Annotated in this window: 9 protein-coding genes and 1 pseudogene; 5 read left to right on the forward strand and 5 right to left on the reverse strand. The window is 63.1% G+C overall.

Annotated elements, in window-relative coordinates; genetic code table 11:
* Nucleotides 1-92: 92 nt before the first annotated feature.
* Nucleotides 93-1,247, forward strand: coding sequence for an ISAs1 family transposase (locus ACYOEI_RS20030; RefSeq protein WP_462851332.1), 1,155 nt, complete (start codon nucleotides 93-95; stop codon nucleotides 1,245-1,247).
* Between the two features lie 9 nt (nucleotides 1,248-1,256).
* On the opposite strand, the pseudogene ACYOEI_RS20035 reads toward ACYOEI_RS20030, so the two are convergent.
* Nucleotides 1,257-1,928 (reverse strand): annotated as a pseudogene (locus tag ACYOEI_RS20035) (ISH3 family transposase); the annotation flags it as partial.
* A 148-nt stretch (nucleotides 1,929-2,076) separates the two neighbouring features.
* Here ACYOEI_RS20035 and ACYOEI_RS20040 point away from each other — a divergent pair.
* From ACYOEI_RS20040 to ACYOEI_RS20050, 3 genes are all read left to right on the forward strand, one after another.
* Nucleotides 2,077-2,901 (forward strand): TIGR02452 family protein, encoded by an 825-nt coding sequence (locus tag ACYOEI_RS20040; protein WP_462851333.1) that lies wholly within the window; start codon nucleotides 2,077-2,079, stop codon nucleotides 2,899-2,901.
* 376 nt (nucleotides 2,902-3,277) lie between these two features.
* The gene (locus ACYOEI_RS20045) at nucleotides 3,278-3,901 is read left to right on the forward strand and encodes a hypothetical protein (protein ID WP_462851334.1); all 624 of its coding nucleotides are present in this window, start codon (nucleotides 3,278-3,280) and stop codon (nucleotides 3,899-3,901) included.
* 299 nt (nucleotides 3,902-4,200) lie between these two features.
* Nucleotides 4,201-5,112 carry a histone deacetylase family protein gene (locus ACYOEI_RS20050; RefSeq protein ID WP_462851335.1) on the forward strand — a complete coding sequence of 304 codons (912 nt, stop codon included), beginning with the start codon at nucleotides 4,201-4,203 and terminating at the stop codon, nucleotides 5,110-5,112.
* A gap of 37 nt (nucleotides 5,113-5,149) precedes the next feature.
* Here the strand turns inward: ACYOEI_RS20050 and ACYOEI_RS20055 are convergent, their stop codons facing one another.
* From ACYOEI_RS20055 to ACYOEI_RS20070, 4 genes are all read right to left on the reverse strand, one after another.
* Nucleotides 5,150-6,091 carry an aldo/keto reductase gene (locus ACYOEI_RS20055; protein ID WP_462851336.1) on the reverse strand — a complete coding sequence of 314 codons (942 nt, stop codon included), beginning with the start codon at nucleotides 6,089-6,091 and terminating at the stop codon, nucleotides 5,150-5,152.
* 318 nt (nucleotides 6,092-6,409) lie between these two features.
* Nucleotides 6,410-6,991, reverse strand: coding sequence for a thioredoxin family protein (locus tag ACYOEI_RS20060; RefSeq protein ID WP_462851337.1), 582 nt, complete (start codon nucleotides 6,989-6,991; stop codon nucleotides 6,410-6,412).
* Nucleotides 6,992-7,394: 403 nt separating this feature from the next.
* Complete coding sequence (locus ACYOEI_RS20065) at nucleotides 7,395-8,138, reverse strand: PEP-CTERM sorting domain-containing protein (RefSeq protein WP_462851338.1); 744 nt, start codon at nucleotides 8,136-8,138, stop codon at nucleotides 7,395-7,397.
* Between the two features lie 894 nt (nucleotides 8,139-9,032).
* The gene (locus ACYOEI_RS20070; RefSeq protein WP_462851339.1) at nucleotides 9,033-11,510 is read right to left on the reverse strand and encodes an alpha-L-arabinofuranosidase C-terminal domain-containing protein; all 2,478 of its coding nucleotides are present in this window, start codon (nucleotides 11,508-11,510) and stop codon (nucleotides 9,033-9,035) included.
* 514 nt (nucleotides 11,511-12,024) lie between these two features.
* On the opposite strand from ACYOEI_RS20070, the gene ACYOEI_RS20075 reads away from it, so the two are divergent.
* Nucleotides 12,025-12,510 (forward strand): MarR family winged helix-turn-helix transcriptional regulator, encoded by a 486-nt coding sequence (locus ACYOEI_RS20075; protein ID WP_462851340.1) that lies wholly within the window; start codon nucleotides 12,025-12,027, stop codon nucleotides 12,508-12,510.
* Nucleotides 12,511-12,632 lie beyond the last annotated feature (122 nt).

Consider the following 12,632-nt stretch of genomic DNA (forward strand, 5'->3'; position numbering starts at 1 on the left):
TTTGGCGATCTGTAGGGCTTGCGCCCTCCCTCGGTCCTTGGATATCTTATCCCGGTGCGGTTCCCGCTACAGCTCCTCCCGGGATTTGAACCATGGCCGACCCCGTTCGCGTCTCCCTCGATGAGGTCATCGCACGCTTCGATCAACTCGACGACCCTCGCTCTACCATCAACTTGCGGCATCCCCTCTCCTCGGTCATCGTCATCGCCGTCTTGGCCATCCTCGCGGGCGCCGGAGGCCCTACGGCCATCGCCGGATGGGCCGCCCTCAAGGAGCCTTTCCTCTCGGGTCTTCTCTGTCTCCCCAATGGAATCCCGCGCAAGGACGTCTTCCGCCGCGTCCTGATGACCCTGGAGCCGGCCGCCTTCCAGGCCTGCTTCGTCGATTGGATCCGTTCCTTGCGCGACGAGGCGGTCGCCACGACCGGCGTCGAAGCCCCCGTCCTGGCGGTCGACGGCAAGACGCTACGGAGGAGTCATGATCGCTCCAAAGGGCTTGGGGCCTTGCATTCGGTCAGCATCTGGGCCAGTGAGTATGGCCTGTCGCTTGGCCAAGTCGCTTGCGACGAGAAGTCGAACGAGATCACGGCGATCCCGGAACTCCTCAGGCTGGTGGACATCAAGGGAGGGATCATCACGATCGACGCGATGGGGACCCAGAAGGCGATCGCGGCCCAGATCGTCGAGGCTCAGGCCGACTACGTCCTCGCGTTGAAGGGGAACCAGGAGACGTTGCATCAAGCGGTCATCGAGTATGTCGATGAACGACTCGAGGGCGACACGGCCAAGGCGCAGGAGCACGTGACGAAGGAGGTCGGCCACGGCCGTGAGGAGACGAGGACCTATTTGCAGCTCCCGGCCCCGAAGGAGCTCCCTGGGATCGAGTTGTGGAAGGGGCTGAAGTCGGTCGGGGTGGCGACGTCGCACGTCGTGAAGGACGGGAAGGAGTCGGTCGAGGTGCGATATTACATCAGCAGCCTGGAAGTGGATGTGAAACGGTTCGCATACGCGATCCGGAGCCATTGGAGCGTCGAAAACAGTTGCCATTGGTGCTTGGACATGACATTTCGTGAGGATGAGTCTCGGATCCGCGAGAAGAAACTGCGAGAGAACTTCGCGTGGCTGAATCGGTTCGTATTATCACTCCTCAAGCAACATCCCGGAAAACAGAGCATAGCGATGAAGCGGCGTTACTGCGGGTGGAGCGAAAAGTTCATGATGGAAGTCGTTACGCAATCAAGACGTTAGTATGCGCTGGCCCTGGGGATGGTCCGCCTTGCGGCCCCGGCCCACCATCGGCATCAAGAACGGATGACGTGAGGCCTGGAAGTAGCGGATCGCCTCGACGGAGAAGAATTCGCGGTCGAGGAGCAGGAACTTGACCTCGATCCCGGCCTTGCGCACCTGGGCGAGTCGCTCGCGGGCGACGTCGGCCAGGGCCTGGTCGCGGACGACGGCGGTGAGGGCCACCGTGTAGCGGAAACATTTGCGGACGACATAGGCGGTGGCATAGGCGTAGAAGGAGCTGGTCCCGCGCTTGGGCTTGCTGCGGTAGACTTCGGGGTCGGTCCGGGCCTCGGCCCCGTAGTAGGGGAGCAAGGTCATGTCGAGGGCGACGACCTGGGGTCGCCGTCGTAGGGACTTGGGGAGATGGCCGACCAAGGCGGCGTTGACCTGGCGCCTCAAGGCGGCGTAGGCGGGTAGGCTGGAGTAGAGGGCGGAGGCGACGGCATGTTCGTCGGGGGCGTCGCGGAGCCGTTGGCAGGTAGCGGAGAGTGAGGAGATGCGAACGGCGGCGGCGAAGAGGACGGCCAGTACGGTCGAACCTTGGACCTTGTCGGTGTCGCGGAGATGGAGATAGGGCTGGAAGGCCCCGACGGCGTAACGATAGACTTGGGTAGGGGTCAGGGAGTTGGTGGACTTGCGCATCGTACCCTCCGTGAGTGATGGGTTTAGCACAAGTCATTTTCATGGAGGAGCTTGAGTCTGTCACCCCCTGGCCCCCTTCAAGCCATCCGTATCCGAACTACTGAGTTTGGTTGATCGAGGTCACATGAGGCGATCGACACGGGCGGAAGTGGCCAGGGAAACGGTCGATATCGTCGAGCGGGGTTCCTACCGCTCCGCTTCTGGGCGAATCGTCGATATTGCGATTCCAATTCGCAACTGCCTCGAAGCGACGTCGTATTACCGACCCGAGGACCTTGAGCGGCTTCGAGGAGAGGTTTTGGACGATCCGGTCGTCGATCGTTCCACCGTCTTTGAGGTGGTCAACGAAACGACCCTTTCCGGCATCTCGCGTTTGCTCTCCCTTGGGCAAGGGCCTGTGGCTGCCCTGAATTTCGCTTCGGCGAAGAATCCCGGGGGTGGCTTTCTCAACGGGAGTCATGCACAAGAGGAGTCGCTGGCCCGAAGCTCGGCCTTGTACGCATCCCAGATGCGTTCCTGGGAGTTCTACGAGCATCATCGGGCCTCGTCGTCGCTGCTTTATTCCGATGCGATGATCCTTTCCCCGGGCTGCCCGATCTTCCGGGATGATGACGGAAAGCTGCTCGATGAGCCTCAGCTGGCAGCGTTCATCACGAGTGCGGCACCGAATGCCGGAGCGGCCGCCGATAACCGTCCGGCGGAATTGCCATCCATACCGGGCGTGTTCCGCAGGCGCTCGGAGTATGTGCTTGCCCTGGCGGCGTCTCGGGGCTACCGTCAATTAGTGCTGGGGGCTTGGGGGTGCGGCGTCTTCCGCAACGATCCCAACGTCGTGGCCGAGTCGTTCGCCTCTCACCTCTGTCACGGCCGTTGCTCGAGCCAATTCGATCGCATCGTCTTCTCGGTTCTGGACACAACACCATCCCAATCGACACTCGCGGCGTTCCGACGAGCGTTGAGTGGCGGCGAATAGCCCGATTGTAGTTGGTTACGGCATTTTGGGCCATTTCCCTGTGTAGCGTTGTTCTCCTGCTGCGGTTTCTCGGCCATGACGATCCTGCATCGACGAACAACCTGGGAGAGGGTGTGGCCCGCCCGGCGGTGATCATGTGGTGATGACCGCACCTTAATCAACACCCAGATCGGGTTTCACAATGCAAGCCATTCGAGGGCCGAGGAGAAAGCTTCTGGAATTTGCCTGCTCAGCCACAGCGACCTCGATCGTCCTGGGCTCAGCGGGTTGGCTGACGGGGATCAGGCAAGTGATGCATGGGGCACTCCTGGCCTAGGCCACCGTCGCCTTTTTCCCCTTCGTCCTGGTCGCCGCTGGACTCATGCTCGGAGTCGGAGTGACCGTGCTGGCCACAATCATGAGCGTCTGCTCGGGCGGGGATCCCGGATACTTCCCGGATATGGGGTCTGTGGTTGGGGGAGGTGCCTGGCTTGTTCCTAGGTACTACCGGTTCTGGGCACGTCGTCGTCATCCCGGCCTCTGGGGTGTTACCTTCGGCGGTCTCGCGGGGTGCTTGCTGCTCGGTGGGTTGATCATCTCACTCGTCCTACCCGGAGAGGCGACGACCGTTCGTACACTCGAGGAATCACGCAGGAGGATCGAGACCTATTACAAAAAGCAGGGGCACTATCCTGAGCCGGACGGGCAAAGGAGGCTTACCCAGGGCGCTTTCGGGGTCGGACAGGGCCTGCGGGACGAAGTCATTAGGGATGGATTTGGCCGACCGCTCCTTTATCGTGTCTCCGGCCGAGGCCGGTTGGCATCCTATTTCGTCAAGTCGCTCGGCTTTGATGGGAGGCAGGGGCGCGATGATCTCTGTATTGCGGGTCAAACACGCCTCATGAGATTGGCAGACGTGGCGGCAAACATTGCTCGGCGTGCAGTACCGAGGCGTGGGACGATCGAAGAGGCCGTCCTGAACGAGCTGAAAGGGATTCATTCGCTGGGCTGCAAGGAATGATTAGATGATTGATTGATCGCCCGTCCGTTGTCCTCCCGAGGATTGTCGCACCGAGGCGAGCGCGCCCGCCGAAGGGCCAGCCGCGGTTTTCGTCGTCGTGTGACACCGCGTCGACTCATCGGCGGATTGGAGCGTGGGACCTTGTCGGGCGGAGCAGAAAAGCTCGTAGTCGAACCCCGTCTCCCTACAATGATTGTGCGGGGAACCCGAGGTCAAGTCCATCGTAAGGGGCGTGACGACGCGAACAGACTCGGGGGTTATCGATCGAGGCCGATACGGCTGGAGTAGGGGGAGCGCTCTTGAGGGTCTTTTCGACGGACAAATACGTCTTGCCATTGCCAGACCGGCACACGTTCCCGATGGCCAAGTATGAGCGGCTCCGCCGCCGGGTTGAGGAGGAACGGTTGGTCTCGGAGGAGGACCTCGCGACTCCGCACGCGGCGAGTGACGCGGAACTGCTTCGCGTGCATGACGCGGACTATCTGCGGCGGGTCTGCGAGGGGACGCTGTCGGCCGCCGAAGTTCGGGAGATCGGGCTGCCCTGGTCGCCCCAACTGGTCGAGCGGTCGCGGAGGTCGTGCGGGGCGACGATCGATGCGTGTCGAAGGGCGTTCGACGAGGGGGTCTCGGTCAACCTCGCCGGGGGGACGCATCATGCGTTTCGGGATCATGGCGCGGGGTATTGCGTCTTCAATGACGCGGCGGTGGCCTCTCGGGCGATGCAGGCTGAGGGGAGGGTGGGGAGGGTCGTGATCGTGGATTGCGACGTCCACCAGGGGGACGGCACGGCGTCGATCTTCGCCGATGACTCGACCGTCTATACGTTCTCGATGCACGGGGCCCGGAATTATCCCCTGCGCAAGAAGAAGAGTGACCTCGACGTCGAGCTCGACGACGGCATCGGGGACCTCGAGTATCTCGAGGCCCTCAAGGGGGCGTTGCCGACCGTCCTGCGAGATGCCGAGGCCGGGCTGGCGATTTACCTCGCCGGGGCCGACCCGTTCGAGGGTGATCGGCTCGGACGCTTGCGGGTCAGCAAGGCGGCCCTCGCCGAACGGGATCGTTTCGTGCTCGACGCCTGCTTTGCGGCGGGGCTCCCCGTGGCGATCGCGATGGCCGGGGGATATGGCCGGGAGATCGACGACACCGTCGAGATCCACCTCCAGACGGTCCGCGAGGCCGTCCGCCACGCGTCGCGTCTGGGAGGGTGATGACCGCAGGATATCAACATCGGTGGGCGGTCGGTCGTCAACGTCCCCTGGCGATGAAGCCGGGCACTCCGGTCTCGACGACGGTGTTGAATCGACAGCGGGTCGTGATGCCCTCGGCGATCTCCTTCATGGCGTCTTCGGGGAGCGTGGAGATCTCGAAGTTCTCGCGGATGTGGCCGGAGCTCGTCGAGGTGGTGAGGACGGCCGTGCCGCGCTGGACGGCCCAGGAGAGGAGGACCTGCGCGGGGGTCTTCTTCACCAGGTAGGCGACGGCGTCGATCACGGGGTCGTCGAGGAGCCTCGGCTCGATGCCGTGGCCAAGAGGGGCGAAGGCCTGGAGCACGACGCCGGTCTTCTTGCAGTAGTTGACGAGGTCCCACTGCGGGAGGTAGGGGTGGGACTCGACGTGGAGGACGGCGGGCTTGATCCGAGCCTCCTCGTAGATCTCCTTGAATTCGCCGAGGCCGATGTCCGAGAGGCCGATCGCGCGACACTTGCCGGAGTCGACGAGGCTCTCCATCGCCCGCCAGGTCTCCATCAGTGTCACCTTCTTGTCGTAGACGAGCCGGCCGTGCTCGTCCCTGGGCTCGGGGTCGTCGCCGGGCTTGAAGGCGAAGGGGGTGTGGATCAGGTAGAGGTCGAGGTAGTCGAGCTGGAGCCGCTTGAGGCTCGCCTCGAACGCGGGCTTCACCCGCTCGTAGCGGTGGTTGTTGTTCCAGAGCTTCGAGACGACGAACACCTCGTCTCGCTTCACCAACTTCGAGCGGAAGACCTCGCGGAGCGTCTCGCCGACCTCGGCCTCGTTGCGGTAGCGCTCGGCGCAGTCGATGAGGCGGAACCCCACTTCCAACGCCCCCTTGATGGCCTTGCGGGTCTCGTGGGCCTCGGTGATCAGCGTTCCGATGCCGAGGGCCGGGAGGACGTTGATGCCGTCGTTGAGCGGGAACTTCGTGTAGCGGAGATAGTCGGATCGCGGCATGGTCGTGACCCCACGCTCATTGTGGACCAGATCCGTATGTCGACGCCGGGAGTGTGAAATGTTGAGGGCCTTACGGATCGACCGCAAGACAACTCATTGTCCCCTGACAGGTATTAAATCCAAAAGGTTCCCTGAATTCCAGGGTTCTGACACAAAACATTCAACGAAGCTTAATCGTATCAGGAATGCATTGGTTCGTGCGTGCCACCAATCGCGAGGCGAGAGGGAGCGGGTGCGGGTAGGGAGAGGTGCGGGGGGCCCACGGCGTCGTGGGCGTCGAGAGGCGGGAGGATCTCGCGACGAGGGCTGGGGCCGGGCTCAGCCGAAATAGCCGGGGGCGTTGCCGGGCTTCCACTTGATGTTGCAGCCGATGCTGGGCTTCTGTGCCGCGGAGACCGGGGTGCCCGTGAGCGCGGCGTCGAGGGCCGCGCGGAGGTCTCGGCCGGTGACAGGAGTTCCGTTGCCGGGACGGCTGTCGTCGAGCTGGCCGCGGTAGATCAGCGACCGTTCGCCGTCGAAGACGTAGAAGTCGGGCGTACACGCGGCCTCGTAGGCCTTGGCGACGTCCTGGGTCTCGTCGTAGAGGTACGGGAACACGTAGCCGATTTCCGCCTTCTCGCGTGCCATCAACTCAGGACCGTCGTCGGGGTGGGACGTGACGTCGTTCGAGCTGATCCCCACGAACGCGACGCCTTTCTCCGAGTATTCTCGGGCGAGCTGCGCCAGCTCATGGCGGACGTGCTTGACGTAGGGGCAGTGGTTGCAGAGGAAAATGACGCTGACGACGCGGGCGTCCTGATACAGATCGTCGAGGGTCCACGACTTGCCCTCGGTGTCGGGCAACTGGAAGTCCGGGGCCTTCGACCCGAGGGGGAGCATCGTGGAAGGGGTCAGCGCCATCGCAGGGTCTCCTAAGGAGGTCAGATCGGAGCGGCGAACCGTCGAAATTCTAGGGAGTCGACGGCCATTGTGCGAGACGCGAGCGCCGACGATCCCCGTGGCCTCCTCGGACGCTCTCCGGGATGACACACGTCGACGTTTCTCACGGACGTGCCGATGAGGTGATTCGCGACATGAGCACCAGGGCACCAACCGATAAAATATCGAATATGTGAGTGGACGAATTGTGTTTCCGCGGAGGCCCTTGCGCCTTGCTGCCTGTGTGGTTCATCTGGGAATCGACGGGGCGGGAATGGCAAATGGATCGAAGGGGAAGGCCCTGAAAAGGTCGCCTTCCTCCCCGATCCATGATTCGGTTGCTCGATATGCGAGGACGCGGGGGTCCTGTGCACTCGTGGTGCTTTTACACCGCGGCGAGAGGCTGTCGTTTCCGACGCACGCCGAACAGCGACATGCCCACCGCGCCAAGGCCGAGGAGGACCACCGAAGTCGGCTCCGGCACGGCGATCGCCGGCACCTTGTTGCTCCCTCCGCCCGTCAATCCCCGGAATCGGACCAGGAACCCGGGATCGGTGCAATCGGCGGTGCCGAGCATGGCGGCCTTGAACTGGGCCTCGGTGAACGCGTGCCCGGTGAAATCGTAGGTCAGAACGACATCTTTCGTTCCCGTCGCCGACCAGGCCACGCCCCCCGTGGGGCTACCACCACCGACCCAGCTACCTCCCAGGGCGGCGCCGAGATCCTGGTTCGAATACGGCGGCGCGGAAACGGGGCCCGTGAGCAGCGAGAAGTTGCTGTTCGTCGTCGTGTACGACCCGGAAATGTACGAGGCCTTGTCGGGAGTGCTGAACGCCAAACCCGTGATGTATCCGCCCGGCGAGCTCGACTTCGTGGTGTTGACCAGGTCGATGGTCAGTCGAGAATTTCCGTTGCCCAGAGCCGTGAGGCTCACGGTCGCCGTGAACGTGGTCTTGTACGGCTCCGTATTCGGGTTCGACAGGTCGCTGGTCAGCGTGAACGCGGCTTTCGCCGCCGGGCCCGAGGCAACCAGGCCGAAGAAGAGGAAGAGTCCCAAACCCTGCTTGAAACGCCTCTGCAAGGAAAGGGGGGGAGGGGTGGATGCCTTCGTCGTCTCGGATGCGAACATTTTTTCCCTTGTGTTGTTTGGCTTCGGGCTCGCGACTTCGCGATGTCCCAGTCATTGTCGGGGCGGGCGTCTTCGAAGAAATTCGGAATGAGATGTGAATTTCTTTTCTGCCGTCACCCGACACACAAAATCCTATTGTAGAGCTAAGCTTTAGCCAGGTGCCGGTGGCATGTCAATCTTTCGCGTGTGTTGTGGAGAAATCGCAACACGGATCACCAGCTCGCGAAAGCCCTTATTTTCAAGCGTTTCTCGGGTGGACGATCGATGATGGAGAGGCGGAAATGACAAGTGCGAATGGCCAAGGTTTTGGTGGTTATAGCATAAACGGTGGCATTGTGTAATTAGAAGGCTAAATATTAGGGATAATAGGCGCAGATTTGACTAAAACGTCAATTTTAGGGACGATTTTTCATTATAATGCCGGTCTTGAGGTCGAAGTTTTTCGGACCTCACATCGTCGCCCAGGGGTGAAGTTTTAGGATCGGAAGTCGCAATCGATAAGTTGTGTTCTTGTTTGGTGGGTTTTGGGTCAGGCGGACGAATCGGTTTGCGTTCATCCATGGCTGCGTGTGGGTAATGGGATGGCAAGGGGATGGCTCGAGGGGCGAAATCGGGGCTGGAAGTGGCGGGCCAAAGGTAGCACCGGTTGTTCCAACCGATGCTACCAGGATTTCGCAGGAGGGGGACCACGCAGCCAATTCGTGCGACAGTACCGATCTCGCCCCTCGTGCCCGAGGGGATACTTGACGGAGGTTGGAGTCGGCCCGGTTGCTTCCGTCGAGGACGGTAGGAATGTCGCCTACCCTTGAATCGAGGTTCGGAGCCAGGGATACGCGATGTTGAGGGCGTCAAAGCCCCGGCTTTGAAAGGAAAGCCGGGTCTCGAATCGCACACTCACTCGAAGCGCAAGACGGTGAACGAGTGGGGCGGGAACGTGTAGCGGGCGGCTCCGTCGCCCGAGGACCGCGTCCACTCGCCCCGGCGGGTCTGGATCTGCGTGGGGGCTTCGGCGGTGTTCGAGCCGTCGAGGGGGCCGGTGAGTTCCTCGAGGGCGGCCGAGGGCTTGGAGGGGGTAAAGCCCTCGAGTTCGATCTGGGTCGTATGGGGCTCGGCGGAGACGTTGGTGACCTGGAGGACGAGCAACTTGCCGTCGGCGTCCCTGGTGGCGGTGACGTCCAGGTCGCCGTTAACGCCGGTGACGGAGGCGTCCACGACGCGGGCCTGGGCGTTCCTCGAGATCATCTGCGTTACATAAGCGGGAGGCTGGAGCCAGGCTTTCGCCGGGTTCAGGAAGACCAGACCCTGATCCCAGCCATTGTCGTTCTGCCCGTCGGGCTGGAGGGCGTTCGCCGCGCAGACGATGCGGACCCGATGGCCCATCCGCATCAGGCCGTTGATGGTCTCGCCGTGCGCCACGGCCCGCCGGACGGAGTGGTTCGTGGCGTTCTCTTCGAGGATGTAGATCTGGAACGAGGCGCCGGGGCTGATCGCCTTGAGGGCCGCTTCGAACGTGGCCAGGGCCTCGAGGTGGTCGCGTGCGTCGCGCGGATTGTGGTTCCAGATGTGGACGTCGAACCCGACCTCGCGGCCATGCGCCTTGGCGAGGTCGAGGATCTTCTTGTGGGCGGCGAGGGTCTTGATGCGCGGGGCGCCCTCGAACTTATAGGGGTCGGTGATCGGCCGCTTGTACTCGAAGTCGCCGACGACGAGGATGACGTTCGGATCCTTGGCCCAGATCGCCTCGGCGAGCGGCTTGAACCTGGTCCAGTAGGCCTCGTCCACCGATTCTTCGTTGCCGAGCTCGATGTACTTCAGCCCGTAAGGCGCCGGGTGGCCGTCCTCGGCACGTCGACGGCCCCAGGGGCTGTCGGCCGGGCCGTTGGCGTATTCGACGAAGTCGGCCAGGTCCTGCGGGGTTTCGCCCGTGTTCAGGTCGACGACGGGGAGGATCCCCGCCGCTTCGCAGAAGCCGAGGAACTCGAAGATCCCCCAGCCGTTGGAGGACTTGGGGTACCAGAACCCCTTGTACGGCGGCCGACGGTCGCGAGGGCCGATCGTGTTCTTCCAGCGATACTCGTCGGCGTTGGCCATGAGCCCGCCCATGCGCATCACGGTCACCCCGGCGTCGACGATCGCGTCGGCGACGTCCTTGCGGACCGGGAGGCCCTTGAACCGGCCCCAGGGGCCCGCCTGCAACGAGGCATAACCGAGGACTACCGAGCCGGGCTTGTCGAGCGTGATGGCGAGGCGGCCGCCGACGACCCCTTCGGTAGTGTTCAGTGTGACGTCGTAGGGCTTCCAGTCCGCGCCGTCGACGTCGACGAAGGCTTCGCCGAAGGTCTTCGAGCCGTCGCCGCTCTCGGCCGCGACGCGGACCCGCGCCGGCCGCTCCGCCCGCATCCAGAATCGACCCTCGTAGGGCTTCCCGGCGAAGAACGCCAGGCCCCAACGGTTCAGGCCCTGGTTCTCCACGCCGATTGCGCCTTCACCTCGTTCGAAAGTGACCCGCTGGCTTTGGGCTCCGAGGTAGGGGCGATCGGTCTCGAGTGAGCACTTGCCGGTCGCCGAGCCCCGTCGCACGACCCGCCACATCCCGCTGACCCCGCCGGCGCCGAGCGGATCTTCGGATCGGAACGCGAGGCGTTCGGTCTGGTCCTCCCGCCGGATCGTCAGCCCGCGGTATTGGGTCTCCTTCTGCCACGTACGCAGGCCGACGGAGCCGCTGCGGAGCGGGTGCTCGTGATCCTCGAACGTAAGGACGGGCTTTCCGTCGACGCGAACTTCCAGGCTAGTGTCCGCGAACCGCACCGCGAGCTCGATCCAACGGTTCACGGGGACGTCGCAGGGGACTTCGCGGATCGGTTCCCAGTTGCCGCGATGCCGGCCGACCACGAGCAACCGTCGGCCTGCGTCGAGCGAGATCTCGTAGCCATGGAAGCGGTCGGCCCCGACCTCGGGCTTGCTGACCTTCACGATCAGCCCTGCCAGGCCGGGGCTCGCGTCCGGGAAGTGGACCTGCACCGAGGCCTCGCCCTTGTTGAGCGGCGGGCCGTTGGCGACGAGCTTGGGGCCTTCTCCGGCCGCTCCTCTGAGAATGTCCCCCTCGACGGTCCAGGTTCCGCCGTAGGAGGCGAAGCCGTCGACCGAAGTCTTGGGGGCCTCCTGGAAGGTCTCCCCGAAAATCATCTGGCTGTCGATGCCGCCGTACATTTCATGGTTCACGTCCTCGATGCAGAGCCCCGTCATGTGTCGCGAAAGCTCGGGGCCGGGCACGTCGGCCCGCACGCGGATCCTTGCGTCTTCCCCGACCGCGCCGGCGGCGCACCAGAGCGTCGAGGCCAGCGTGAGGAGGGCAATCCCAGGTTGATTCATGGCAAGCTCGGCTCCATGGATTCCTTTGGCTCGGCAGGCTGCGCCGACGCGGACCATCATAGATCGGGCCGAGGCTCGAGTCTGCCCGGTAGGTCGAGAGGATAAAAGGCGTACGGGGCAGGAGTGCCCCGCCCACCGGGGGATGATGGGAGCGGGGCAGGAGTCCCCCGCACGCTCATAAGGCGGAGCCTATTCCTCCGATAGAGTGGATGGTTGCGTCGCGGAGAGATCCCTGGTTACAGCGGTGTCTCTGCGACGCAACCATCTTAATCACTCTGGTTTTCGGGCCAATTTCCCGCCCTCCGGTACGCCTTGCCGCTAACGAATTAATGGGCTTTTTGTAAGTACCAGCGGTCAGGAAATTTGCGACGACAACCATATCAGGCGGGGCACTCCTGCCCCGCTCTTTCTTCTTTCCTGATCCGGCAGGGATCGCTTGACATGCCATTAGTTGACGTGTAAACTATCGGTGTGTCGATTGAGCTGTGACGCAACGCCGGGAGGTGGCCTGTTCATGTCGGGAGGGCGATTGCAGGAAGAGTTGAAGAAGAAGAAGCCGTTCGACTCTCTCGAGCAGGAGGCGATGCTCAACCTGTTCCGGACGTCCGACCGGCTTCAGATCTGCTTCTCTCGCCTCTTCCGCGAGTTCGGGCTCACCTCGTCGCAGTACAACGTGTTGCGGATCCTCCGGGGGGAGGGGCAGCCGTTGCCGATCCTCGAGGTGGCGACCCGGCTGCTCGCGGCCGTCCCGGGGATCACGGGCCTGATCGACCGATTGGAGTCGCTCGAGTTGGTGTGTCGGGAACGCTCCAAGGAGGATCGCCGCGTCATCTACGTGGCGATCACCCCCAAGGCCCTCGACCTGCTCGGCCGACTCGATCGTCCGGTCGAGGCGCTGCATCTCACGCTCGTCGGGCACATGAGCTCGGCCGAGCTCCAGCAACTCTCCCGCTTGCTCGAAAAGGCCCGACAGTCGGCCCAGGCCAAGGGCGGGGGATGAGCGGTGCCCGAAACCCGGTTTTTTCTTAAAAACCGGGTTTCTGTGCCAGGAGACGGCGCGATCCCGAAAAGGGGACGTCGGCATTGACCGCGTCAGAAACCCAGTTTTTAAGGAAAAACCGG

The organism is Singulisphaera rosea (genome assembly GCF_054877945.1).

Coding starts and splice junctions, on each gene's coding strand:
- ACYOEI_RS20030 (WP_462851332.1), top strand. CDS start 93: ATGGCCGACCCCGTTCGCGTCTCCCTCGATGAGGTCATCGCACGCTTC.
- ACYOEI_RS20055 (WP_462851336.1), bottom strand. CDS start 6,091: ATGCCGCGATCCGACTATCTCCGCTACACGAAGTTCCCGCTCAACGAC.
- ACYOEI_RS20060 (WP_462851337.1), bottom strand. CDS start 6,991: ATGGCGCTGACCCCTTCCACGATGCTCCCCCTCGGGTCGAAGGCCCCG.
- ACYOEI_RS20065 (WP_462851338.1), bottom strand. CDS start 8,138: ATGTTCGCATCCGAGACGACGAAGGCATCCACCCCTCCCCCCCTTTCC.
- ACYOEI_RS20070 (WP_462851339.1), bottom strand. CDS start 11,510: ATGAATCAACCTGGGATTGCCCTCCTCACGCTGGCCTCGACGCTCTGG.
- ACYOEI_RS20075 (WP_462851340.1), top strand. CDS start 12,025: ATGTCGGGAGGGCGATTGCAGGAAGAGTTGAAGAAGAAGAAGCCGTTC.